The organism is Streptomyces sp. LUP47B (genome assembly GCF_001746295.1).
Classification (GTDB): Bacteria; Actinomycetota; Actinomycetes; order Streptomycetales; family Streptomycetaceae; genus Streptomyces.
The window spans coordinates 24294-47796 of sequence record NZ_MJAH01000031.1 but is presented as its reverse complement, the minus strand read 5'-3'; the positions used below and the strand labels follow the sequence as shown (position 1 = coordinate 47796).

At 68.9% G+C, this 23503-nt stretch carries 20 protein-coding genes and 1 pseudogene; 4 read left to right on the top strand and 17 right to left on the bottom strand.

Annotated features, from left to right (window positions below; genetic code table 11):
- Positions 1–61: 61 nt before the first annotated feature.
- The 13 genes and pseudogenes from BFN33_RS47090 to BFN33_RS47040 all read right to left on the bottom strand — a co-directional run bounded on the left by BFN33_RS47090 (position 62) and on the right by BFN33_RS47040 (position 12955).
- Positions 62–1582, bottom strand: a complete 1521-nt coding sequence (locus BFN33_RS47090) for a hypothetical protein (protein WP_069766373.1) — start codon at positions 1580–1582, stop codon at positions 62–64.
- A gap of 540 nt (positions 1583–2122) precedes the next feature.
- Positions 2123–2485 (bottom strand): ankyrin repeat domain-containing protein, encoded by a 363-nt coding sequence (locus BFN33_RS55100; protein WP_256123071.1) that lies wholly within the window; start codon positions 2483–2485, stop codon positions 2123–2125.
- Between the two features lie 24 nt (positions 2486–2509).
- On the bottom strand, positions 2510–2722 hold the full coding sequence (locus BFN33_RS55095) for an ankyrin repeat domain-containing protein (RefSeq protein WP_256123070.1): 213 nt from the start codon (positions 2720–2722) through the stop codon (positions 2510–2512).
- A 560-nt stretch (positions 2723–3282) separates the two neighbouring features.
- Positions 3283–3478, bottom strand: a pseudogene (locus tag BFN33_RS55090) (hypothetical protein).
- Positions 3479–3584: 106 nt separating this feature from the next.
- Entirely contained in the window at positions 3585–3851 is a 267-nt protein-coding gene (locus BFN33_RS47080; protein ID WP_069766371.1) for a DUF4235 domain-containing protein, read from the bottom strand.
- Complete coding sequence (locus BFN33_RS47075; protein WP_069766370.1) at positions 3848–4315, bottom strand: DUF3618 domain-containing protein; 468 nt, start codon at positions 4313–4315, stop codon at positions 3848–3850. Before BFN33_RS47075 ends, BFN33_RS47080 begins: the two co-directional genes overlap by 4 nt.
- The gene (locus BFN33_RS47070; RefSeq protein WP_069766369.1) at positions 4312–4731 is read right to left on the bottom strand and encodes a phage holin family protein; all 420 of its coding nucleotides are present in this window, start codon (positions 4729–4731) and stop codon (positions 4312–4314) included. The genes BFN33_RS47075 and BFN33_RS47070 overlap by 4 nt, the downstream gene beginning before the upstream one ends.
- A 276-nt stretch (positions 4732–5007) precedes the next feature.
- Entirely contained in the window at positions 5008–6066 is a 1059-nt protein-coding gene (locus tag BFN33_RS47065) for a YihY/virulence factor BrkB family protein (RefSeq protein WP_069766395.1), read from the bottom strand.
- Positions 6067–6451: 385 nt separating this feature from the next.
- Positions 6452–8119, bottom strand: coding sequence for a glycoside hydrolase family 13 protein (locus BFN33_RS47060; RefSeq protein WP_069766368.1), 1668 nt, complete (start codon positions 8117–8119; stop codon positions 6452–6454).
- Between the two features lie 67 nt (positions 8120–8186).
- Positions 8187–9101 (bottom strand): carbohydrate ABC transporter permease, encoded by a 915-nt coding sequence (locus BFN33_RS47055; protein ID WP_069766367.1) that lies wholly within the window; start codon positions 9099–9101, stop codon positions 8187–8189.
- 109 nt (positions 9102–9210) lie between these two features.
- A complete protein-coding gene (locus tag BFN33_RS47050) occupies positions 9211–10464 on the bottom strand; it encodes a carbohydrate ABC transporter permease (RefSeq protein WP_079141415.1) in 1254 nt (417 codons plus the stop codon).
- A gap of 51 nt (positions 10465–10515) precedes the next feature.
- A complete protein-coding gene (locus BFN33_RS47045) occupies positions 10516–11760 on the bottom strand; it encodes an extracellular solute-binding protein (RefSeq protein WP_069766366.1) in 1245 nt (414 codons plus the stop codon).
- Between the two features lie 160 nt (positions 11761–11920).
- Positions 11921–12955: a LacI family DNA-binding transcriptional regulator gene (locus BFN33_RS47040; RefSeq protein WP_069766365.1), complete on the bottom strand. Its 1035-nt coding sequence runs from the start codon at positions 12953–12955 to the stop codon at positions 11921–11923.
- A 210-nt stretch (positions 12956–13165) separates the two neighbouring features.
- On the opposite strand from BFN33_RS47040, the gene BFN33_RS47035 reads away from it, so the two are divergent.
- Positions 13166–15355, top strand: coding sequence for a glycogen debranching N-terminal domain-containing protein (locus BFN33_RS47035; RefSeq protein ID WP_069766364.1), 2190 nt, complete (start codon positions 13166–13168; stop codon positions 15353–15355).
- 403 nt (positions 15356–15758) lie between these two features.
- Here the strand turns inward: BFN33_RS47035 and BFN33_RS47030 are convergent, their stop codons facing one another.
- A complete protein-coding gene (locus BFN33_RS47030) occupies positions 15759–16766 on the bottom strand; it encodes an FAD-binding oxidoreductase (protein ID WP_176742656.1) in 1008 nt (335 codons plus the stop codon).
- A 343-nt stretch (positions 16767–17109) separates the two neighbouring features.
- Here BFN33_RS47030 and BFN33_RS47025 point away from each other — a divergent pair, with 343 nt between their 5' ends.
- Positions 17110–17634 carry an AAA family ATPase gene (locus BFN33_RS47025; RefSeq protein ID WP_069766363.1) on the top strand — a complete coding sequence of 175 codons (525 nt, stop codon included), beginning with the start codon at positions 17110–17112 and terminating at the stop codon, positions 17632–17634.
- Here the strand turns inward: BFN33_RS47025 and BFN33_RS55765 are convergent.
- Positions 17615–17956 (bottom strand): diguanylate cyclase domain-containing protein, encoded by a 342-nt coding sequence (locus BFN33_RS55765; RefSeq protein ID WP_370743394.1) that lies wholly within the window; start codon positions 17954–17956, stop codon positions 17615–17617. The two genes, BFN33_RS47025 and BFN33_RS55765, sit on opposite strands and share 20 nt — an antisense overlap.
- A 36-nt stretch (positions 17957–17992) precedes the next feature.
- Between BFN33_RS55765 and BFN33_RS47020 the strand changes: the two genes are divergently transcribed.
- Positions 17993–18517, top strand: a complete 525-nt coding sequence (locus tag BFN33_RS47020) for an SMI1/KNR4 family protein (protein WP_079141413.1) — start codon at positions 17993–17995, stop codon at positions 18515–18517.
- Positions 18518–18604: 87 nt separating this feature from the next.
- Positions 18605–19360 (top strand): hypothetical protein, encoded by a 756-nt coding sequence (locus BFN33_RS47015; protein ID WP_256123069.1) that lies wholly within the window; start codon positions 18605–18607, stop codon positions 19358–19360.
- 588 nt (positions 19361–19948) lie between these two features.
- Here the strand turns inward: BFN33_RS47015 and BFN33_RS47010 are convergent.
- Together BFN33_RS47010 and BFN33_RS47005 are read right to left on the bottom strand one after the other, a co-directional pair.
- Positions 19949–20623 (bottom strand): hypothetical protein, encoded by a 675-nt coding sequence (locus BFN33_RS47010; RefSeq protein WP_069766361.1) that lies wholly within the window; start codon positions 20621–20623, stop codon positions 19949–19951.
- 225 nt (positions 20624–20848) lie between these two features.
- Positions 20849–22858: a hypothetical protein gene (locus tag BFN33_RS47005; protein ID WP_141758082.1), complete on the bottom strand. Its 2010-nt coding sequence runs from the start codon at positions 22856–22858 to the stop codon at positions 20849–20851.
- Positions 22859–23503 lie beyond the last annotated feature (645 nt).

The following is a 23503-nucleotide window of genomic DNA, read 5'->3' as shown; positions in this document are numbered from 1 at the left end:
TTCCCAGGAAGGGGCTGGGTTCGCTGTCAACGCCTCGATTCGATGGCAGCGGACAGCGGCGTCATCGGCCGCTCTGCGGCCGCGACCTCCGCGCTGCCAGGAACACCAGCGCGCCGCCCGCCACGAGGAGGACGGCGGTGCCTGCCCGCAGCAGGACTCCGTCCGTGCCCGTGGCGGCGAGCCCGCCACCAGTCGTCGTCCCGCTGCTGGTTCCCTCCCCGGAGCCGGACGGGCCCGCGGTGGCCGTGGCCGACGGGGACGGGGAGGCGCTGGGCGACGGGCTGGGCGTCGCCGAGCCGGTGGCCTTCACCGCGATGGCCGCGGTGTCGTTCGCCGCGTCTTCGTCACGGTTGGGGTACTCGGGGTTCGCCACCGCCCGCACGCTGCCGCGCGCGCCGGGGACGACCCGGTCGATGCGTACCGTGAACTCCTGGGATACGGAGTCGCCCGGGTGGAAGTCCGTGCTGGTGATGGCGCAGGTGTAGCTTTTCGCGCCGGCCTTGCCCGGTGTGCAGTTCCAGCGCGGCCCGGGGTCGCCCTGTTCGTCGGGGCCGGGGGCGCCGGTGATGGTGGTGCCGGCGGGCGGGGTCACCACGAAGGTGCCGGAGTCGTCGGGGTCCATCCACCGGAAGTTCATCCAGCCCGGCCCGTTGTTCCGCACGCCTACGGTGATGCTGACCGTCTCGCCGACCTTGCCCTCTATCGTGCCGCCGACCGCCTGATAGTCGGCGTGTTGAGTGGTGGCAAAGGTGCCGTATCCAGAGCCGGTGAATCCGGAGCCTGAGGCGACGGGCTTGAGGCCGAGCGGCGCGCCGGTACCGGTCTCGGGGAAATTGGCCGGGTTGAAGGAGTCGGGCGCGGCGGCGCCGACCGGCCACACCATGTAGGTGTTGTAGCCGTACATCGTGTCCGTGGAGGCGGTGTAGCGCAGCGGCGCGATGGTCTCGTAGGCCGCGCCGGGCGTGACCGGGGTGTCGAACCGGCACCAGGCGCCGGCGGCGGGCCGGTCCGAGTAGTGGCAGTTGGAGTGATCATGTGCGAGAGAGACGCCTTCGGAGTCCTGAACCAGCAGCATGACGCCCTTGTCGGCGGAGGCAGTGCCGGTGTTGGCGAAGGCCGGGGTGCGCTCGAAGACGGCGCCGGGCGCGATGCTTTTCAGCGCCGGGTAGGGCGGGGTGACGAGTTTCGGCCCGCCGACCAGGACGTCCGTCTTCCCTGTCACGGTGGCCGCGTCGGAGGCGGTGGCGGTGTAGGTGATGGCACCGGTGTCGCCTGCCTTGGCGGCCGCGGTGGGCTTCAGGAAGAACGGGTCGATCGACTCCCTGTCCGACAGCGGGCCCACGTCGCACCTGACCTTCAGAGTGCCGGTGCTCACGCAGTCCCCCGTGATCACCATCGTCGCCTTCCCGGCGAGGGACGACGCGTCGACAGCGACCGAGACGTCATGGGCGTCCCCGCCCGAGGCGGTGATGCCGAGGTCCAGGTTCGGGCCCTCGCCCGCGGTGGGAAGGTAGTAGTTCTCCTGGGCATCCAGGACGAGCGTCGTTCCGGCGGCGTGCGCGGCCGGGGTTGCGACCGCCATAGCTGCGGTCGCGACAGCGGCGGCCGCCGCTGTCCGCCAGGTTCTGCGTATCTTCAGCACACTACGTGGACACGCCAGAACCCCCGAAGGTTGCGCCCGAGCGTCCGTCAGCTGACGGACGGGTTGCGCTCCGGAGCACCCGAACCAGCGACAGCCGACGGTCAGAAGTTCACCAGGAATCTGTAGGGACCAGCGCGTGATCCCCACAGGCCAGACGCCGCGTTGCCGGAGATCACCGAATCCTGTCGGTAGTCCCCGTGGGAAAGCGACCAGACGCCCCGAGAGCGTCGTCGACACGCGTCAGTCCGAGTGCGCGCCACCGCTGCATGTCCGAGGAGCTCTGCGAGCGCCATCGTGGGCGCGTCGTCCGGATCGACTCTGTACTTACGCGGCATGTCCGGGTCGACGTGCAGGATGTGCCGGGTCCGCGGGGACAGGTGATCGCGGATCTTCAGCTCGACCACCCGGAGGGCAGGATCTGCCGTTGAGCCCGTGACGCGCCTGGCATTCGACCACCTCGAAGTGGGCGGCCAGGGAGGTTCAGCCCCGCCACCAGCGGCATGCAGGGCATCGATGATGAGCGCGTACCGCTCCGCGGCCTTTGGGAACCGCTGCGCGCGGTGGTGTGCCTCCCCCAGTGCCTTCGGGCGTTGCGCCGCGAGCGAGCAGATGGTGCACCATCTGCACCTGCCCGATGAGGGCCGCCCACTCCAGAGACGTCCTGTCCTTCATCACCGCATCGATGTCCGTCCCATGGTTCAAGAGCAGGTCCACAGTCTGCGGGTGTCCGTGGTCTCCCGACGTCGCCGCCAGCACTATCGGCACGTACCCAAGCCTGCCCTGGGCGCAGGTCGGGGCACCGGCGCCGAGAAGGACCCTCACCGCTTCTGTGTGCCCGTGCATCGCTGCCTGGCACAGAGGCGTCGTCTAGTCGTACTCACCTGTTTGCTGTTGCGGGTCCGCCCCCGCCGCGAGCAGTAGCCGGACGATCTCGGCATGTCCCTCCCCGGCCGCGAGATCCAGTGCGGTACGCCGAGCCGCGTTCGGGGTGTCCACCTCGGGACCCTCGCTCAGCACCCGTGCCACCGCAGCCGCGTCGCCATCCTTGGCGGCCCGTGTCAACTGCTCCGCTTGGTTCATGTCGTGATCATGCCTGGCCATCCAGGTTCACTGGCAAACGGTCCAGGTCCGTGGCGCAGTGCCGTACCCATGGAAGGCGCGGCACTGCGCCGAGTACCGGCGCAACGCGAACGAGGACACGGCCCAGCCGCACCTGCACCCGCTGCGCCGTGTTCAGGGCTGGCGACCCCGTACCCCCCGGGGACTACTGATCGGCGAGCCCGCCCACGGGCGCCTACGCGATCTCTCCGGCACATGCACGTGGCCCTGACCGGGATTCCGGTCAGGGCCACAGCCGTACGTGTGGGGGTGAAGGGCGGTCGCCTACGCGGCGAAAGGCTCTGCGGGGCTTCAGCCGAACGATCGTCCCCGCAGGCAATAGGTGAGGCCCGGGGACACTGTCCCCTTCACTCCCACGCCCTCCACAACAGACCCGGCCGGGCAGACATTCCCGCCGGACGAATCCGGCTGGGTACGACGTCCATTCCCAACAGCTTCTCGTCAACGGGCGGGAGGCCAGAAGCGATTGTGTCTCTACGCACGGCCGAGTGATGTGCGATCAGGCGCTGATCGCGCTCGGATCAAGGCGGCAGCTGTCGCATTTCCGTGGCCCCTCCCCCAGCATGCGGCAGCGGGCCAGCAGGCCGAACTGGTGCGCCTCGTCTACGACGGTGCCGTAGGAGACCTCTGCCTGCCAAGCATCACGGTGTCCAGCTCAGGACCCGTCTCCGCAGCGTTCTCCGGGACCGAGCCGCAGACACGGAACTCGCATCGCATTGACCCACCCATTCCAGGCCTGTCTCATGCTGAGATCGGCTCTGGTCCACGGGCATCGCCCGCAACGGGTGAGCAAACCCACCTCCGGGGGACGTCAAGGGGCGGGTCAGCCGGGCCAGGTGCCGGTCAGGCGGCGGGTGGCGGTGGCGCCACCACGGTCGACGACGGCTTTGACTCCGGCGAAAATCGCTCCCTGCAGGACGGCTGCCGAGACCACCTCGCGCCAGGTGCGGCGCTCGTCGGTGGCGTCGGGGGCGTCTTCTTCGTGTCCGAGCTGTTTCCAGATCTGCTTGAACAGTCCGCCGGCCAGGACGCCGCTGAGGGCGCCCATGGCCAGGCCGACCGGCTTGTAAGCGATCTTCGAGGCTTTCATCGGTGCCTCCTGGCGCGGCGGATGAGCAGCAGCGCAACGAGCGTGCCGGCCGCCGCCAGGAGCGGGGCGCGGTTGGCGCGGGCCGCCTGCAGGCTCTGGCCGGCCTTATCACGGACAGGTTCCGGGGCTTTGTCCCGGGCCAGCTCGCCGAGGTGCGTGGCCTGGTGGCGGGCCTGCTCGGTGGCCGCGGCGGCCTTGGCACGCACCGGCTCGGGCGTCTTGTCCTGCACCGCGTGAGCCGCGTGCGTGGCCTTGTCTCGCAACTGGGTCGTGACCTGCGTGGTCTTGGCGGCGACCTGCTGCTTGACGGCCGTGGTCTTCTCCGCCGCGCGGGTCTTGACGTCGGTCTTCGCGGCGAGGGCCTCGACGGTCTCGCCGAGTTCCTCGCGGGTCGCCTCCACCTGCTCGCGCAGTTCCTCGGGCGAAGGCGTTGCCCCATCACCCTGCGGCGTGTTCTCGGTCATCGCTGTGCCCTCTCCTTGATCTCGGCCACGTCGGTCTTGACGCTGTCCACCGTCCGCTCGGGCGTCGGCGGGGATGCCTTGCTGACCTGCTGCTTGCCGAGGGCCGCCATCAGCGCGGTGACGACGGCCAGCACGCCGGTGACGATCAGCGCCGCCACCCACACGTCCATGACGAGCGAGAGTGCGGCGATCACGGTGGCCACCAGGGCCTGCAGGGTGAGCACCCCCATCAGGCCGGCGCCGCCGAACAGGCCGCCGCCCTTGCCGAACCGCTTGCCCTTCTCGGTCATCTCCGCCTGCGCCAGGCGCATCTCGTCGCGGACCAGCTGCGACAGCTGCTGCGACGCGCGCTGGACCAGGTCACCCACAGGCTCCTGTGCGCTGCTGCCCGGGCGGGCAGAACCATCTGCTGTCATGAGTGCTCACCTGTCCTTCGTTCCCGTCGGGCCGGCTGCCCGGGCGCCCCCGCCGGTAATGCATCACCGCCCGTCACAGCACCCATCGCCACGGCAGATGGGGTGCGGCCCGGACCGGGGCGGCCGCGGCCAGCCCGATCACGGCTCCGGCGGCCACGTCGGAGGGACAGTGCGTACCGCTGTCACACACCGGTATGGATCGGCCTCGCCGTTGCCGGGCACGCCGCGGCCGCCAGGGCCAAGCCCTGGAGGGGGTCCGCGACATTGCCAGGCGCCTCAGTCGAGGCGGCGGTGGTCCTCCTCGTCCCACTTGCGGGTGTCCCGCGGCTGCACGTACGGCTCCTTCTCAGCCGGGTGACCGCCGGCCACGGCGCGCTGGCGGTGCAGTTCGGCGTCGAATTCCAGGCCGAGCAGGATCGCCAGGTTCGTGATCCACAACCACACCAGGAAGATGATCACTCCGGCGAAGGTGCCGTAGGTCTTGTTGTACGAGGCGAAGTTCGCCACGTACAGCGCGAACCCGGCCGAGGCGACCAGCCAGATCACCAGTGCCAGGAAACTGCCCGGGGTGATCCACCGGAAGCCCCGCACCCGCGCGTTCGGCGTCGCCCAGTACAGGATCGCGATCATGGTCGTGACGAGGACCGCCAGTACCGGCCACTTCGCGATCGACCACACCGTCAGCGCGGTGTCGCCCACCCCCAGAGCGGAGCCGATCTGCTGGGCCAGGCTGCCGGTGAACACGACGATCACCGCGCTGACGACGGCCAGGACCATCAGGACCACCGTCACGCCGACGCGGACGGGAAGCACCTTCCACACCGGGCGGCCCTCCGGGACGTCGTAGACCGCATTCGCACTGCGGATGAACGCCGCGACATACCCGGACGCCGACCACACCGCGAGCACCAGACCCACGATCGCCATCACCGAGCCGATCCCGGCATTGCCCTGCATCTGCTTGACCGCGTTACTCAACACGTCCCGCGCCGCGCCCGGGGCGAGCTTTTGGATGTTGTCCAGCACCTGCTGCGACGCCGACTGCCCGACGATCCCCAGCAGTGAGATCAACGCCAAAAGAGCCGGGAACAGCGCCAGGATCCCGTAGTAGGTCAGTGCCGCCGCCCGGTCGGTCAGCTCATCCTTCTTGAACTCCTTCAAGGTGCCTTTCAGCACCGCCCCCCAGGAGCGCTTGGGTAGATCCGTCGGAGTATCCGGCGCCTGCCGCTCCACCTGCTCATCCGGCCCGGCCTCAGGTGCCCGCACGGTCTCGGCCCTCTGGCCTGCCGCGGCGTACCCGCCGTGCCTTCCATTCCGTTTCAAAGTCCGCACCATGGCGCACGGGTAGCCGGGCACGCATACCCCACACCCACATTCGTGACAGAACGCAAAATTTTTGGACGTTTCTCCGCAAAGGCGCCGTAACGGTGGTCATGCCCTGCCCACCGGCGTCATGCCAAGGGCCGAGGGCATTCCTGATCCAGCCAAGACACGATCTTGCCAGGAGTGGTGCGCACAGTGTTATGGACAGGGTGCGGGGCTGTCCGGTGTCCACAGAACTCATGAGGTCATTGCGAGGGCTTCCTGGCTCCACCGGGCGCCCACAGATGGACCAGGGCCTGTCCGATCAGCGGGGAGTGAACACCGGACAGGCCCTGGCGCATGGGGGCGCGGCTGCGCGCGCGTGGGATGTCGTCTGTGGTGATCCTCTCGCCGTCCGTCAGTCCCGGTGCAGCAGGACCGTGGTGTCCGGTGGCAGCACCCCGTCCTTGCCCAGCGGTCCTGACGCGATGAGGGGGCTGCTGGCGTCGGGGAGCGGGATCGGCTGGTCGGAGAGGTTGACCGCGCACAGCAGTCCGGTGCCGCGTTCGAAGAGGAGCGTGCCTGGCGGGCTGTCCAGCCAGCGGAACTCCTCGCCCCGCAGGCCCGGGTTGGTGCGGCGCAGGCGCAGGGCGGAGCGGTAGAGCTGGAGCATGGAAGTGCGGTCGGCCTGGTTGGCTTCGGCGGTGTAGGACTTCCAGGCGTCGGGTTGGGGAAGCCAGGGGGCGGCGGACACGAACGTGCCGAAGCCGAAGGGAGGGGTGTCGCCGGTCCAGGGGAGGGGGACGCGGCAGCCGTCGCGGCCTCGGACGGTGTGGCCGGAACGTTCCCAGGTGGGGTCTTGGAGGACCGACTCGTGGAGGTCTTCGACCTCGTAGAGGCCGAGTTCCTCGCCCTGGTAGATGTACGCGCCTCCGGGCAGGGCCAGCATCAGCAGGGCCGCCGCTCGGGCTCGGCGGGTTCCGAGGGCGAGATCGGTGGAGTGGCCCTGGTCGCGCATCGGGGTCGTGACACCGGTGTGGGCGCGGCCGTAGCGGGTGACGTGGCGGGCTTCGTCATGGTTGGACAGGACCCAGGTGGCGGGGGCGCCGACCTTCGCCAGATCGGTGATCGTGCGGTCGATCACCTCCCTCAGCTTGTCCGCCTCCAGGGCGCACTTGAGGAAGTCGAAGTTGAAGGCGGTGTGGAGTTGGTCGGGGCGGAGGTAGTCGGCCAGGCGGCCGGGGCGGACGTGGGCCTCGGCGACGAAGACGCGGGGGTCGGGGTAGCTGTCGGCGATGACTCGCCAGCTGCGGAAGATGTCGTGGACGTCGTCGCGGTCCCAGTGCGGGTGACCTTCCTGGCCCTCGCCGGCGATGACGGAGAACTCCGTCAGGCCAAGGTCCGGGAGGGCCGGGTCCTTGGCCATGCCGTGGGCGACGTCGATCCGGAAGCCGTCGACGCCCAGGTCGAACCAGAAGCGCAGGATCGACTCGAACTCGGCCCGGACCTCGGCGTTGTCCCAGTTGAGGTCGGGTTGTTCGGGGGCGAAGAGGTGGAGGTACCACTGGCCGTCCGGCGTGCGGGTCCAGGTGGAACCGCCGAAGGCCGCGTACCAGTTGTTCGGGGGCAGGGATCCGCCCTCGCCCCTGCCGTCACGGAAGACGAACCGCTCTCTTTCCGGGGAGCCGGGCGGTGCCGCCAACGCCTGCTGGAACCAGGCGTGCTGGTCGGAGACGTGGTTGGGGACGATGTCCAGGATCACTCGCAGGCCCAGCTGGTGGGCCTCGGCGAGCAGCTTCCGGGCGTCCTCGAGGGTGCCGTAGGCGGGGTGGATGTCGCGGAAGTCGGAGACGTCGTAGCCGCCGTCGGCAAGCGGGGACGGGTACCAGGGGTTGATCCAGATCGCGTCGACACCGAGGTAGGCCAGGTACTGCAGGCGGGAGCGCAGGCCGGCGATGTCGCCGGTTCCGTCACCGTCGCCGTCGGCGAAGCTGCGTATGTAGACCTGGTAGATGACCGCGGAGCGCCACCAGGAGTCGTTCGCGGCGTCGTGCGTGACGTCGTTGGTGCGGGTTGGGTTGCTCATGGGGCTCGGTCCTGTCGGAATACACAGACGCGTTGTTGATGGTTGATCACTCGGGGCGCCGGCCCGGTCAGCCCTTGGTCGCGCCGGATGTGCCGCCGCGGACGAAGTGCCGCTGGAAGGCGAAGAACACGAGGGCCACCGGGATGGTCATGAGCAGGGTGGCCGCGAGTTTGAGCGGGTACTGGTTGCCCGAGCCAAGCTGGCCGGAGACGAGTGAGGCGACCCCGGTGGTGAGGGTGTTCAGGTCCGGGCTCTGCCGGGACACGATGAAGTGGCCCAGTTCGTTCCATGATCCCTGGAACGACAGGATGGTCAGGGTGAGCAGTGCGGGCCGGGCCATCGGCAGCACGATGGACCAGAAGGTCCGGAAGGTGCTCGCGCCGTCGATGCGGGCGGCTTCCTCGACGCTGACAGGGATCGACTCGAAGAACTGCTTCATGATGAACACCCCCGCGGCATCCGCGAGCAGCGGGACGATCATGCCGGAGTAGGAGTCGTACATCCCGATCTGGTTGAGGACGAGGAATTTCGGGATGAGCAGGACGACGCCGGGCACGGCCATGACCGCGATGACGGCGGCGAACAGTGCGCCCCGGCCGGGGAAGCGCAGCCGGGCCAGTGCGTATCCGGCGAGGGAGTCGAAGAAGACGCGGCCTGCGGTGACGAACAGCGCGACGATGGCGGAGTTCGCGAACCAGCGGGGGTAGTCCGCTTCGGCGAGCCGGCTGAAGGCGGCTGTCGTGAAGTGCTGCGGCCACAGTGACAGCGGGTTGTTGGTGGCGTCCGCGTCGGTTTTGAAGCTTGTCGCGAGCTGGATGAGGAACGGGTAGATGTAGAGCATCGCGACGAGGACGAGGGCCGTGTAGCCGAGCGCCCGGGTGAGGCCGCCGCGTCGTGTGCGGTTGCCTTTCCCACGGGTCGCGTGCAGGCCGTCTGCGGGCGCTGCGGTGTCTTTGCCGGCAAGCTTGGGATGTGTGCTCATCGCGTGCCTCTGTGGACGTCGGGGGTGGCCGCCGGTGCGGCTGCGGTGGTGGGCGAGGTTGCGTCGGTTCCGCGTTGTGGGCAGGGGGCCGCTGCACGGGTGCGGGGCATCAGGCAGTCTCCGCGGTCGGGCCGGACCCGGAGCGGGCCGCTCTCGCCGCGCGCCGTGTAGCGGCCCTGGCGCGGGCCTCGTCCTTGTCGCGCAGGACGAACCGCTGCAGGAGTGTCATCACGACGATGATCGCGAAGAGGATGAAGGCGATGGCGCTGCCCTGTCCCCACTCGTTGTTGATGAACGAGGTCTGGTAAGAGAGGAACGCGGGGGTCAGTGTCGTCTTGCCCGGACTGCCCTGGCTCATGACGTAGATCTGGTCGAAGACCTGCCAGGTGCCGATGAGTCCGAGGGTCAGGACGAGGAAGAGGGTCGGCTTGAGCATGGGCAGCGTGACGTGGCGGAACCGCTGCCAGCGCCCGGTGCCGTCGATCTCGGCGGCTTCCTCGACCTCGACGGGGATGTCCTGGAGCGCGGCGAGGAACATGAGCATGAACGTCCCCGCCGTCGTCCACACCACCAGCACGATGATCGCGGTCATGGCGACGCTGGGGCCGGAGATCCAGTCCCACAGGGACAGGCCGCCGACGGTGGTGTCGGCGAGTGCGGACGGGGGCGCGTCGGTGTTCATGCCCAGGGCGCCGAGGGCGAGATGGATGATGCCGCGAGGGTCGGCGAACCAGGCGGGTCCGTTGACTCCGATCTTCTCGAGCAGGGCGTTGACCACTCCGCTGGAGGAGAAGATGAACAGGAAGACGACCGAGATCGCGACCGAGCTCGTCACCGACGGGAAGTAGTACGCGGTACGGAAGAACCCTTTGCCCTTCAATCGTCTGCCGTTGACCAGGAGAGCCAGGCCCAGCGCGAGCGCGGTCTGCAGCGGCACAACGAAGAGCACGTAGTAGGCGTTGTTGCGCAGGCTCGTCATGAAGTCGCTCTGCGCCAGGCCGGGTTTGGTGACGATCTGCTCGTAGTTCTGTGCGCCGGCGAAGTGCACGCCTGAGGAGAAGGGGCTGCCCTGGCCGTTCCAGTCGGACAGGCTCACCCACAGCGCCATGACGATCGGCACGACCAGGAAGAGTCCGAGTACGACGATGACGGGTGAGACGAACAGCCAGCCGGCCAGACCTTCCCGGCCTCGGATACCGCCGCGGGGGGTTCGCGTGCGGCGACTTCCACCAGATCCTCCACTGCCCTTGCGGCGTCCGCGCAGCGCGGATGACGGGGTGTCGGCCTTGGCTACGCCTGCCGGGTGGGCCGGTGCCGGGCCGCCGCCCGGGCCCTGGGCGGGCCCGGGATTCGGTTCACTCATCGCAGGTTCACTCTCGCTTTGTTCGTGTCCGCACTGTCCGCGATATCCGGGCTACTGGCCTACGACCGCCTGCGCGTTCTTCTGAAGCCGCGCGAGGATCTGCTTCGGGTCGGCGCCCGGCAGCCCCTGAAGGCCGGTGTCGAAGTCGGCGAGCACCTGGTCGATCTTCGCGACGTTCACCGGGGCCTGGGCATACGCGGCGCCGTCGATGAACGCCTTGTCCTGCGGGAACTGGGCGACGTACTCGGCCTGGGCGGACTGCCGCGACGGCATCACGCCGATCGCCTTGGCGAAGGTCAGCTGGTTGTCCTTCGCGGTCATCGCCTTGACGAAGTCGATGGCCGCGGCCTTGTGCTTGCTCTTGGCCGCGATGCCCCAGCACTGAGTGAAGGCGAGCGTGCCCTTCTTGCCCGTGGGACCGGCAGGCAGAGGGACCGTCGTGTACTTGACGTTCGGGTAGTCGCTCTTCATGGCGCCGGCGATCCAGTTACCCTCGATCGCCATGGCGGCCTTCTGCTTGCCGAACGCTTCGCCCGACCAGCCGGAGTCGAGTTGCTTGGGGTACTTGGTCGAACCGTCGGCGAGTAGGGACTGGACGAACTTCAGGGCCTTGAGGTTCTCGGGAGAGTCCGCGGTGACCTTGGTGGCGTCCTTGTTCGTGACCCAGCCGCCGGCCTGGACCATGAAGGCGCCGATCCGGTCACGTGTGTCGCCCAATGCCAGACCGACCTGCTTGCCCGTCGTGAGCTTCTTCGCCACGGCCGCCAGCTGCGGCCAGGTGGTGGGGTAGTCGGCGGCGGTCAGGCCCGCCTTCGCCCACGCCGCGGTGTTGATCTGCAGGCCCAGCGTGGAGAAGTCCTTGGGGATGCAGTAGAGCTTGCTCTTGTAGGTGAACGCCTGACGCAGCGCGGGATAGAAGTCGTCCTTCCCCGCGAAGCTGTCGCCGTACGGTTCGAGACTGCCGGCGCTGGCGTACGTCGCGAAGCGGGCGGCGTCGACGTAGAAGACGTCTGGCGGGTTGTTCGAGGCGAAGCCCTGGCCGAGCTGCTGGTTGATGTCCTGGGCCTGGGTGACGGTCGCCTTGTTGCCTGACTTCGTCGCCCAGGCGTTGGCGGCGTCCGTGACGGCTTTCGTCTCGGCGTCGCCGCTGGAGGCGATGAGGACCTTGATCGAGGCGGGACCGGCCGACTGCTGGCTGTCGGTGCCGCTGTCGAAGCCGCTGCCGCCACACGCCGACAGGCTGAGCGACAGCAGCGCGGCGCCACCAACAGCCCAGCGTGTACGGGTATTTCTCATGATAAATCTCCTTGCGCAGGCCGGCCTGACGCGCCGGTGGTAGAGGGGACCGCATCCCGGTCGCTGCACTGCTGCTACGAGCGGGATCGCGGGTGTTCGCTGAGCGGGCCACGGAGCCGCTCGGCAGGGTGTGAAAAGGGTGTGGGTGCCGTGGGACGGCTCAGCCACTGGCCCGGACGACGAGCCGGGGCGGCAGCAGGATCGGGGGCGGCGGGACGGTCGGCGGCTTGGGAGTCGCCAGCAGTTCCTGGAGCATCCGCAGACAGGCGGCGGCGGCTTCGTCGTACGGCTGCGCCACGCTGCTCAGGCCGACGACCGCCGCCGTCGGCGAGTCGTCGAAGCCGACCACCGCGACATCCGCCCCGGGGCGCAGCCCGCGTGCGGTGATCTCGGTCCAGGCCCCGAGCGCCAGCGAGTCGCTCGCGCAGACGATCGCCGTCGGCGGACTGGGCAGGTCGAGCATCGCCGCAGCGGCTTTGCGGCCGGTATCCAGCCCGTCGGGGACGCCCATGTCGTAACCGGCAGGGGCGTCGATCCCGGACACGGCCAAAAGCGCGGCCCAGCCGCTGCGCCGGTCATCGCCGACCTCTGATCCTCGCGGCCCTTCCGGCCAGCCGAGGAACGCGATCCGTTGGTGGCCGCTCTCGATGAGGTGCCGGGTCGCGGCAAGGGTCCCTTGCGCGCCGTCGACATCGACCCAGCCATGCCGCTCGGCCGCCTCGGGTTCGGCCCCCCAGGGGCGGCCGAAGGTCACGAACGGCACCCGGCGCTCGGCAAGCCACTCCGTCCGGCGGTCGCCGGCGTGAGTGGCGTGCAGGACGAAGGCGTCGAGATCGTGATCCTCGAGAAGCTGTTCGTAAAGGGAGCACTCGTGGTCGTCGTCGGTCGCCGTGAACACCACGATCCGGTAGCCGGCCTCCTGGGTCCGAGCGGTCAGCGACTGGAGGAACTGGGCGAGAACGGCGCCGTTGACGCCATCGCCCACTGGCTCGATGCGGGCACCGATCAGACGTGAACGCCGGGTCCGCAGCGTCCGGGAAGCCTGGTTGGGGCGGTAGTTGAGCTCTTTGATGGCGGCCTGCACCCGGGCCAGCGTCTCTGGACGCACCCGATGCGGAGCGTTGATCACGTTGGACACGGTCTGTGTCGACACGGAGGCATGCCGCGCCACGCTCTCGAGTGTTACTCGCGCCATCGCGAAGCCACCTCCATAAGTCCACTGCGCCGCAGCGTATCCGCCTTGGTGGTGCCGCAGCGTGTCGCCGTCCCGTTCGATTTGAACGTTAAATTTAGCGTTCTAATCGGTTACTGTGGCGATCGCCGCGCAGGCTGTCAAGAGTCGGCGCGGTCACAAACCGCCCCCCACCACCGCCCACGACACACGAGGGCACCGGACGGAGCTTCCATGACTTCACCCCAACGGCAGCCGCTCCTGCACGATCTCGCGGTCACTCTCGCCGCCCCGACCGTCGTGCTGTCCGCGCCGGACGGCAACCTGGACGCCTCCGCTCCCGGGGCCGGCGTACACGGGCTCTTCCACGCCGACCTACGGGCGCTGAGTCTGCTGCGCGTAACGCTGCGGCCCGACCACGCACCGTCGGGCGAGCACGCGGGGAAGGCGCCTCCCGCTGCCCGCGGGAACAGCGAGGCTGAAAGCGAGGCCGAGGCACGCGCGGGCGGGGACTGGCTTCCGGTCGTCGCGGTCATGCACGCGGCGGACGGACCCGGCCGCAGCCGCTTCGTCGGCCTGGCCCAGGCGCTCGGCGACGCCGTCCCCGACCCGACCGTCCGCGTCGACCGACAGCGCACCGTCACGCCCGGCCGGCTCACCGAACAGCTGACCGTCCGCTCCACCGCGACGACGCCGGTGCATCTTGCCGTCCGCGTCGAGGTCGCCGGAGACCTCGTGACACTGGAGCACGCCAAGGCGGGTCTGCCCCCTCGCTCCCCCGCCGGGCCGAGCAGCGAACTGCGCTCCGGCGCAGGCGTGTTGCGCTGGAGCGATGACGCAGTCGCCATCGCCGTGAGCGCCCGCGGCGCGACGCCCGACGCCGAGCGTTCCACCCTGACCTGGACCCTCACGGTCAAGCCCGGCGAGAGCGCCGACCTGCACCTGACCGTCGAGGTGTCCGACACGACGGCGGTCGTCACGGCCGCCGGCCACAAGCCCACCTGGCAGCGGCCGGACATCACTGCCGACGACCGCCGACTGCCCGCCCTCGTCGCGCAGAGCCTGGACGACCTGCACTCGCTGCGCATGGCCACACCCGCCGCACCCGGAGACACCTTCCTCGCCGCAGGCGTGCCGTGGTTCTTCACACTCTTCGGCCGGGACAGCCTGTGGGCCGCACGGATGCTCCTGCCCCTGGGCACCGACCTCGCCCTGGGCACCCTGCGCACCCTGGCCGCCCAACAGGGGACCCGCACCGATCCGGCGGCGGAGGAAGAACCGGGCAAGATCCTCCACGAAATCCGGCGCGGACTCTTCGACGACGGCCAGGGCCTGCGCCTGCCGCCTGTCTACTACGGCACAGTCGACGCGACGCCCCTGTGGATCTGCCTGCTCCACGACGCCTGGCGCTGGGGCCTGCCCGCCGATGACATCGAACCCCTGCTGCCCGCGCTCACAGCGGCACTCGGCTGGATCGAGGCCGCAGCCCAAGCGGGCGACGGGTTCCTGTCCTACATCGACCACACCGGAAACGGGCTGGCCAACCAGGGCTGGAAGGACTCCGGCGACGCCGCCCGCTTCGCCGACGGCCGCCTCGCCGAAGCGCCTCTAGCTCTCGCCGAGGTACAGGGCTACGCCTACGAGGCGGCCCTCGCCGGCGCGGCACTCCTCGACGCCTTCCAACTGCCCGACGGCGACCGCTGGCGCACCTTCGCGTCCGACCTCGCCGACCGCTTCCGCGCCCGGTTCTGGGTCTCCGACCAGCACGGCCCCTACCCGGCCATGGCACTCGACGGCTCCGGCCGCCCCGTTGACGCCGTGACGAGCAACATGGGCCACCTCCTGGCCACCGGCATCCTCAACGCCGACGAGAATGCCGCCGTCGCCGCACGGCTCGCCGCCCCCGACATGTCCGACGCCTACGGGCTCCGGACGATGTCGTCGACATCCGGTGGCTTCGGCCCACTGCGCTACCACTGCGGCACCGTCTGGCCGCACGACACCGCCATCGCCGTCACCGGCCTCGCCCGCACCGGCCACCCCAAAGCCGCCGCACGGCTCATCGAGGGCATACTCGACGCAGCGCCCGCCTTCGACTACCGGCTCCCCGAACTCTGGGGCGGCGACGCCCGCACGGACACCCCCGCACCGGTCCCCTACCCGGCCGCCTGCCGACCGCAAGCCTGGTCAGCGGCAGCGGCCATCGCCGTCATGACCGCACTGACCGGACTGGACCCCGACGTACCCGCAGGCCGCCTCCACCTCCGCCCGACAGGCCCACTGTCTGTCGGCGCGCTGACCGTCACAGGGCTCACCCTCGCCGGAGAACGACTCGACGTCGCCATCGGCACCGACGGCCGGACAGCATCGGTTACGGCACCTGCGGGACTGATCATCGAGGAACACCTGGCGCCGCACTCCTGAGGATCATGCCGGCAGGCCGGTGCCACGACCGTCTCGCCAAAGCCGGCGGCGACTCGGCGGCGGACCTGCCGCCACGTGCAGGGACCAGTTGCCCAACCGGAGCAGCGGCCGGTGTGGCAAGTGCCGCCCGACCGCGCCGGCGCGCGACGGCGATCCCGGTCCGACGGTGCAGCGCCGACAGGGGGGCGCTCGACATCGTCGGCGCCGTTCCGGGAAGCCTCTTGACGGACCGTCATGCCCCCCCCGATGCGGTAACAAGCGATTCTCAGAAGTACCCCGAACCCGCCTTTGAGCGAGAACAAGTTCTGCGAGTCGAATCGGCACGTCGGACCCTCGTGTCGCTCCTTTTGATCTTGCTCGGGCAAAGGAGCGATTGGGAGAATCGCCCACCCCATCGGGCTCGTCAAAAGCGATCCGGGCGGCAACCTGACAGAACCGACTCCACGGTTCCGTCGACCAACTCCCGCGCGACCAGGCGGCCCACGGCAGCGGCGAGCGTGACCGCCGAGTGCATCACTGCCAAGTAGAGGCCGGGAACCTCGGCGACCGGGCCGACGATCGGCTCACCGTCGGTCGGCATCGGGCGCACTCCGAGTCGGGTGCTGATCAGCTCGACGCTCCCGGCGCCGTGGAAAGTGGATCGGATGGCGGCAAGAGTCCGTTCGGGCGAGTCCGCGGCAGCGACCAGCTGGTCCGCGGCGACCTGCCGAAGATCGAAGTCCTCATTGTTGACGACAGTGCGGACCAGACCGGCCGGGGCGCTGAGCCGGAACAGCGGGCACGGCGACGGTTCAACCGGAACGTGCACCCCGAGCGGCGCGCCCAGCGCGGCCGTGGCAACTCCGGCCGCCAGCACCACCGTCGCACCGGAGAGGGGGCCTGCTGTCGTCTCGACCCCGGCGACCCGGCCGGCCGTGTCCCGGCGGACCGCGGTAACCGGCGTGTCCAGATGTACCCGGGCTCCATGGGTGCGAGCGGCCGCGACCAGCCGCTCTGTCACGCCCACCGAGTCAACAGCGCCGTCACCTGGCGCCCAGACAGCCCACTCCGGAGGCCGCCGAAGGTTGGGTTCGAGCGTCGCTACGGTGGCCGCGTCCACGATCGTCTGCTCTGGTCCGGCGTCCGGCGCGCTGTCCTGCCTGTTCCAGCTCAGCGAGCCGGACCAGGTCACCGGGAGTCCCGGCAATTCGGCCCCGAGTCGGTGGTACTCCGCCGTTGCGGTGGCCCGCAGCCCGGCGGAGGGCACTTTGGGCACGCCGGACGATCCGACCCAGGCGAACGAGTCCGCCGTCACGCCGGCGCCTGGCCGCCCGGCGTCGACCAACGTCACGGTGGCGCCCGCCCGGGCGGCGTGATAGGCCACCGATGCGCCGACAATGCCGGAGCCGACGACGACCAAGTCCGTAAGCACCGGTGGGCTCATCACGTTCACGACCGTAACGTCCGCAGCCTCCGCCCGTAAACGAGATGTAGACGCGGGGCACTAGGCCGTCCATCCAGGCCCCGACTGTCGGCAGCACAACGATGCTCCCACCACAGGACGCCCCCGGGTCCACTTCTGACGAACACTCAATTCCCGATCAAGCCCCTGGGCCACCAGACTCGTTCCTCTGGGCCAGAGAAACCGTTCAGAGCCAACCGTCAGCTGGTCGGCGTGCATCTGCATGGTGGGAGCTTCCGTGTCACGGTCTTCAACGGCAACCCGTCTATTTCCGGTCGACCGGGCAGTCCGGACTCTGTCAGGCTGCCCATCCATGACTGCTTACGAACTGTTGCTCATCAGTGGTGGGGCCGGTGTCGGCAAGACGACCGTTGCATGGGAGGTATCTGCGGCATTGCAAGAGAGGGGAACGGCGCACTGTCTGATCGAGGGCGACTACATGGACCAGATCCATCCGGCCCCACAGGACGACCCTCACCGCGCTGCCATCACCGAACGCAACACCGCGGCGGTCTGGTCGAACTACGCCGCTCTCGGCCAGCAGCGCCTCATCTACTCGAACACGGTGAGCATCCTGGAAGCGCCGATGATCAGCCGGGCCATGGGCGGAGACAAGGTCAGAACCATTTGCGTACTGCTCACGGCAGGAGAGACGACCGTGCGGGAACGCCTCGCCCAACGCGAAATCGGCTCGCAGCTCACCGCCCACATCGAACGGAGCCTGCGGAACGCACGGGAACTGGGCGAGAGGGCTCCGGCGGGCACGGTCCGTATCCCGACCGACGGACGGTTGGTCGGGGACATCGCCGTGGATGTGATCAAGGCGGCTGCCTGGTAGGCGGCCGATGATCATTGGACATCGCTCGGGCCGAACGGCGAAGCGGCATGCCCCAGGAGGAGCGGCTGGCCCTTGTCGATGGCACTGTGTCAGGCCTCCCAGGTTGCAGGTGCCGCATCGTGGTCGGGTTCGGGATGCCGGTCGTGGTCTCCGGTGCAGCGATCCGTTCAGCGAGAGCGAACTCGTCCCCTCCGAGGCGTCCGGCCACGCCGCGGCTGCCCGCCCATCTGCGGAGTCGGTCAGCGGTCACGGCAAGCATCCGGTCTCCGGCGGCATGCTCGACCGTGTCGTTGATCTGCTTGAAATAGATTTTCCGGACCAATAAAGGATCTTCCAGTTGAGTCGTAGGCTGCCTGTCATGGCGCGACTCGATGAGATCCAGGCGACGTTCTGGGCTGGCGTTGATTACGGCGTCCAGCCGCCGCTGACGGACGAGACGGTGCGAGAAGCCGAGCGTGTGCTCGGGGTGACGCTGCCCTCGGCTTTGCTTGATCTTCTGCGGGTTCAGAACGGCGGCACCGTGGCTGCTGATCACGATGCGTTCCCCACCAGCCGGCCGACGTCGTGGAGCAAGGACCACGTCGCCTTCGATGCCCTGATGGGAATTGGGGGACTCGAACAGGTGACGTCGTTGCTTGATACGCCGTACTTGGTCAAGGAGTGGGGGCTGCCATCGCCGATCGTGCTTCTCTCTGGCGATGGACATTGCTGGATCGGTCTGGACTACCGAGTTTGCGGTCCGGAGGGCGACCCCTCGGTCACCTGGTTCGACACCGAACTCGACACGGAACTCACACTGGCCAGTGACTTCAGGACGTTCGTCGAGAAACTCACTGCAGCCAGCGGCTTCGATCTCGACCCTGGCGCCTCCACGACGAATTGACGCCGGTCCTTTCTGGACGAAGCAGCACCAATCGTTGCGTGCAGGGGCGGTCGCAGTGCTGTCGTCGGTAGCTGGCAGCCTGTACGGGTGCTGATCGACGGATATGACGATGCCCCGCTCGTTGCCGGGGAAGAGCTGCTGTCCTTGCCGGGGTACTGGGCTGCCTATCTGATGTGGCTGTGTGAAACGGAGGACGACGAGCCCGATCCGGCCTGGTTCGGCGCGGACGAGGCTGACGCCGACGCGGCGTACGAAGGCCTGGCGAACCAGGAGCGGTGGCCGGTTTTCCGGATCCCTTTCAGCGAAGGCCACAGCGCCGTTGTGTTGGCGCGCAATCTTGCCGACGACGCGGGGACCGAGTACCTCGTGACGCATCCCTCGTGGGATCGCCTTGGACACCTGGCGACGCTCGACGGACACCAGGCCGGCCCCGGCCTGTCGTGGCGCGAGCTGATCCACATCGCTCGCACCACCGAACTGGCGGCCCCCGGCGTCCACGACCCGAGCGCTCGCCTGCTCCTCCTCCTGCCCGCCCTGGGAGACAGCGATCTGCCCACCGACGCGGCGGACGTGCTGCGCGGCGCCCTCACGTGGGCAGGAGCACCAGAGACAGAAACCCACCGACTGATCGACGCCCTGCTTCTGGACCATCCATACTGGAAGCCGGCCGGATGGTCGCTGCCGCCCACGTCCCCGCTCTCCGGTGGCGAGGAAGGTTTCGCCGGCATCCTCTGCTGCGACGAGCCCGGAAGTCCTCGGTGCGGAACACGCATAGCTCAGGGCATTTCCCGAGACCAGAGCGACCGGCTGGCCCGCTCGCTCGGTACGTGGCCCCCTACCTGAACCCCGCCCTGTAGCACGGGAGGTGGCCAAGCCCCACCGCGTGCGGCAACAGCCCTATCGGAAGTAGGTGGCGACCGGCCGGCCCAGCGGCGCGACGGGCCGGATACTGCGGCAGTTCCCCAAGCTGTCGTCACCGGAGGCCTGTCGGGAACCCACCGCAGAAAGACGCCGTCGTTCTCGTCGCCTTGGCGGGCAACCAGTGCGATGCTCGCCGCAGGACGGGCAGGTGTACATCTCCCAGAACGTCGGAGCAGCCCCGCGGACGTCCGTCGGGGCCTTGGACACAACTGCGTTCCGGCCAGTCGCCGTCACACTGAACGGAACGAATTGCATCGCTGCGAAAGCACCGCACCATCCGCAGTTCGCCGTCGGCACTCTCACGGGGCAAGCCTAGAGAGGCGCGCCCTATCCGGGAGGCTGGCGATCACTTGAATGGTGTGATGGTCCCGGAAACCTGCCTCGATGCGCTTGTCGATCTCAGCAACTGCCGGTTGAGGGCTATCGCCTCCGCCGTCAGCGTGTGCACCGCCTGGGCGTCCAGCCTTTCGCCGGACAGCCTCAAATTCCATTGTCGCGGTACCCGGCCGGTCACAGGAGGAAGGGAAGGTTCACCACCAGGGCGATGTATGCGATGCCGCCGAGCACGATGAGCAGGGTGGACAGGACGATGTGGACGTGACGCCACGGCGTAGGTATCCCGGGAAAGCGCTTCTTCAGTAGAGGCCAGTTGAGGAAACCGTGGTCCTGGAAGGGAAGACGCAGGTGCTGCCACAGTTCCCGGAGCCCTTCCGCGTCCCAGAGTCGGGGGTCGATGAGTACGGGCCGGTGGGCTCTGGAGGTGATGACGATCCGGCTGTCGTGCGGACCGTCGATGGGCGCCCTGACCGTATGCAGCCCCGTGAGGGAGGACACTGGGGCGTGCAGAACCTTGCGGTTCCATCGGTCGCGCAACGTCAGGACGCCGTCTTTCAGGAGGATGCCGGCGTTGGCCCAGCGCAGGCCGATCAGCGCCCCGACCCAGAGCAGCGGGAATAGCACTGCCAGGATCCCGATCACCAGGCCCGCCGTCCCTGACCCCGCTGACGTACCGCGCCCCGCGGCCATCATGAGACCCAAACGCAGTGCCCCGATGGCGATGAGCGGCGACCCCTTGATCAGTAGGGCCTTGCTGGTCCCGTTGTCGGGCTTGACCGAAATCCAGAGGAGGTCCGCCTCGTCCGCCGGGTCGGTGAGCGGGGCATCGTCCGGTGGCCGAGAAGCCATGCGCCTGTCCTCCTTCTGCGTCGCGCCGCACGCTCCGCCGTGTGGGCCGGCCCGGAGTTGTGGGCAGCGGCGCACGACCACGCTCCCGGAATTCTGGATCAACGACATCGGGGAAACTACGTAAACCCACACGTGACCGACTGCTCTGATCAGGGAACTCGCTGCGCGCGATCGACTGGAGAGCTCGGCCACGACCAGCTGGGAGGTGCGGCGCAAATCTCGGAGTCAGCTGACCCTGACCGTCCAGGACGAGGAGGACGTGGCTGTCAGGTCGGTCGTGCCCGGGCGGTAGACGCGGAGGGTCCATGTTCCGGCATGGGAGAAGGTGATCTTCGTAGTGGCGCTGCCGGTGCTGGAGAGGGTGCTGCTGGTGAGCGTCACCCACGTGCCGTCCTTCTGCCGGGCTTGGAAGCGCAGTGTGGTGCCCTTGACGTAGGGGGAGCTGTGCGCGGTGAAAGACACCGGCTTTCCGTGGACCGCGGTGGTCTTCGGACTGCTGATGGTGAGGACGGCTTTGACGTGCGACGTGACGGTCTTGCTTGTCGAGGTCGCCCACGCCAGGTTCTTGGCCGCGGTGACGGCACGCCAGGAGCCGTTGTACTTGGCGGTCGTGCTGAAGGACGCCTTGCCCGTGCCGTCCGCGGTGACGGTGGCGAGGGTCTTCCAGGTGGTGGTGCCGGCCCGCTTGTACTGGAAGCCGACCTTGGCTCCGGGCGCGGGCTTCGCGCCTGTCTGGCTCACCGTCGCCGTGTAGGTCGCCTTGCTGCCATAGGTGCTGGTGCCCGGTCCGGTCAGCTGGGTCGTCGTGGCGGCCAGGACACGGAGGGGCAGGCCACGGGTGGTGGTGTCGCCGTACTGGGAGACAATCGTCAGCGTGACGTCGTGCAGCCCGGGGGTGGTGGCCTTCCAGGTACCCGAGGGCTGCGCGGGGTAGTCGCCGGAGGAGACCTGGGTGCCGTCGACGGCGAGGGTCCAGTGCTCGGCACGGCTGATGCCGTCGGCGGCGGCGGTCGTGGCGACGAACGTCTGGTTGTGCCCGGCGACGGGGAAGTTCTGGAAGCCGTCGGTCCAGGTCGGCTCGACGGCGGACACGACCCTGACCGGCAGGTCCACCCGGCCGTGAGCGCCCCGGTCGTCGACCGAGTCGAAGGTCAGAGTGTGGGCGCCGTAGGGAAGTTGGCCGTCACCGAGTCCGGCGACGAAGCCGGCGGGGTTGCCTGCGTAGGTGTAGTCGGTGACCGGCGTCGTCGTGCGTACCGTGCCGTCGAGGGACACGGTGGTGCTGACCGGGTAGGCGTAGTTGAGGTTGGACGGGAACGTCTTGTTGAGCGCCGAGGGGTAGGCGTAGTCGATGTTCACCGGCCCGTCGTCGGGGTGGAGCAGGGCGGCGAGCTTCGGCGTGATCGTGAAGCCGTGGTCGACCAGAGTGTCGGCGCGGACCGGGGAGCCGGCGCGGCCGTCGCTGTCGTAGGCGACGACGTAGACCTCGTTCCACAGGCCCGGCTTGATCGCGCTGGTGTCCAGCGTGGTGGTCCACAGGCCGTCGCCGTCGGGGGCGGTCAGGTCGGTGGCAGCCGGCCAGCTGCCGTTGGAGCTGAAGTAGCGTACGCGCGACACGCCGTTGCCACCGACCGCGGTGGCCCGTAGGGACAACTCGGCGTCCGCGGACAGGCCTATGGGTTTGTACGTGGTCCAGGCGTCGGCTCCGGGCAGGTCGGGCAGGGTGGTGACCGGCCGCTGGTTGTCGACGGTGACGGCGGCGTCGGCAGTGACCGTCCTGGGGCGGGGGCTGTTCACCTCGACGTGGACGGTGTTCGAACCGTCGTTGACGAGCGGCGCGTCCACCCCGTTCGCCGGGCCTCCGAACTGCTGGGTGGCGTCGGTGTCGAGGGTCGCGTGCAGAGTGCACGACGGCAGACAGTCCCCCGGACTCAGGCTGAAGGCCTGCTTGACGGTTCCGCTGCCCAGGTACTGGTTGCTGCCCGTGATGCTGACCACGACCGTGGCCGGCTCGTCCCCCGGGTCCGCCTGAACCGTGACGGTGACCTCAGCCTTGCCGGCAATGGTCTGCCCAGCGCTGACCGTTCCGTCGCCTACGGCGTCCGAGGTGATGCTGACGAACGTGATCGCGGCGCCCGCGTCGTCCGCCACAGCAGCCGACGCGGGTGTCACAGCACACAGCACGGCGACACTCGCGACAGCGGCGAGCGGTCTGACGGATCGGGATATTCCCACGGTGTTCCTTCCGGCCCGGTGCCCGACCCGGCGGAGGCGCTCGGTGCGACCCGCACGCCGCTTCCGCTCAGGGCCCGGTCCATGACGGACCGTGGCGCAAGACGCGGGAGAGCAGACGGTCTCCCGCCCTGGTGCGGGCGGGAAATCGAGTAGCCAGTGTGGCAGCAGTGTGAAGATCTTCGAGGGGCCTCGGCTCCGTGTCAAGCACGGCCGGATATCCGTCGTTCCTTCCCCCTGCCTGCAACGATTCCGGCTCCCGCCTTCCGGACACGCCAACGGCACCGTAGCCGGGAGCGCTGGCTGACCCACGAACGTGCCGCTGGGTGGGATGCCAGCCAGCCGCATGTAGGTCACGCCGGCGTCCGGCTGCAATGGAAGCACCACCAAGGCAGGTTCGGCAGCAGCCGAGGCGGTGCCTTTACCCATGGAAAGCGTGGCACTGCCGAGTACCAGCGCAAAGCGAACGAGGACAACTGCCGCATCCGCTGCGCCGCGTTCAGGGCTGGCGACAAGCGATGTCCCGCGCCACGCCGCCGAGTTCCTCGCCCGGCTGCTGACTGGCCACCAGCGGCGGTTGCGCGCCCACGACTTCTGCCCTCCGGTGGCCGCCGACCTCTGACCCCCGCCGATGCCTTCGAGGCATGT

What these genes read in the sequence shown, in the direction of transcription:
- BFN33_RS47045 (WP_069766366.1), bottom strand. Translation starts at nt 11,760, where the DNA reads ATGAGAAATACCCGTACACGCTGGGCTGTTGGTGGCGCCGCGCTGCTG.
- BFN33_RS47035 (WP_069766364.1), top strand. Translation starts at nt 13,166, where the DNA reads ATGACTTCACCCCAACGGCAGCCGCTCCTGCACGATCTCGCGGTCACT.
- BFN33_RS47070 (WP_069766369.1), bottom strand. Translation starts at nt 4,731, where the DNA reads ATGACAGCAGATGGTTCTGCCCGCCCGGGCAGCAGCGCACAGGAGCCT.
- BFN33_RS55095 (WP_256123070.1), bottom strand. Translation starts at nt 2,722, where the DNA reads ATGAACCAAGCGGAGCAGTTGACACGGGCCGCCAAGGATGGCGACGCG.
- BFN33_RS47010 (WP_069766361.1), bottom strand. Translation starts at nt 20,623, where the DNA reads ATGGCTTCTCGGCCACCGGACGATGCCCCGCTCACCGACCCGGCGGAC.
- BFN33_RS47025 (WP_069766363.1), top strand. Translation starts at nt 17,110, where the DNA reads ATGACTGCTTACGAACTGTTGCTCATCAGTGGTGGGGCCGGTGTCGGC.
- BFN33_RS47055 (WP_069766367.1), bottom strand. Translation starts at nt 9,101, where the DNA reads ATGAGCACACATCCCAAGCTTGCCGGCAAAGACACCGCAGCGCCCGCA.
- BFN33_RS47040 (WP_069766365.1), bottom strand. Translation starts at nt 12,955, where the DNA reads ATGGCGCGAGTAACACTCGAGAGCGTGGCGCGGCATGCCTCCGTGTCG.
- BFN33_RS47075 (WP_069766370.1), bottom strand. Translation starts at nt 4,315, where the DNA reads ATGACCGAGAACACGCCGCAGGGTGATGGGGCAACGCCTTCGCCCGAG.
- BFN33_RS47065 (WP_069766395.1), bottom strand. Translation starts at nt 6,066, where the DNA reads ATGGTGCGGACTTTGAAACGGAATGGAAGGCACGGCGGGTACGCCGCG.
- BFN33_RS47050 (WP_079141415.1), bottom strand. Translation starts at nt 10,464, where the DNA reads ATGAGTGAACCGAATCCCGGGCCCGCCCAGGGCCCGGGCGGCGGCCCG.
- BFN33_RS47080 (WP_069766371.1), bottom strand. Translation starts at nt 3,851, where the DNA reads ATGAAAGCCTCGAAGATCGCTTACAAGCCGGTCGGCCTGGCCATGGGC.
- BFN33_RS55100 (WP_256123071.1), bottom strand. Translation starts at nt 2,485, where the DNA reads ATGCACGGGCACACAGAAGCGGTGAGGGTCCTTCTCGGCGCCGGTGCC.
- BFN33_RS47060 (WP_069766368.1), bottom strand. Translation starts at nt 8,119, where the DNA reads ATGAGCAACCCAACCCGCACCAACGACGTCACGCACGACGCCGCGAAC.
- BFN33_RS47020 (WP_079141413.1), top strand. Translation starts at nt 17,993, where the DNA reads ATGGCGCGACTCGATGAGATCCAGGCGACGTTCTGGGCTGGCGTTGAT.
- BFN33_RS47090 (WP_069766373.1), bottom strand. Translation starts at nt 1,582, where the DNA reads ATGGCGGTCGCAACCCCGGCCGCGCACGCCGCCGGAACGACGCTCGTC.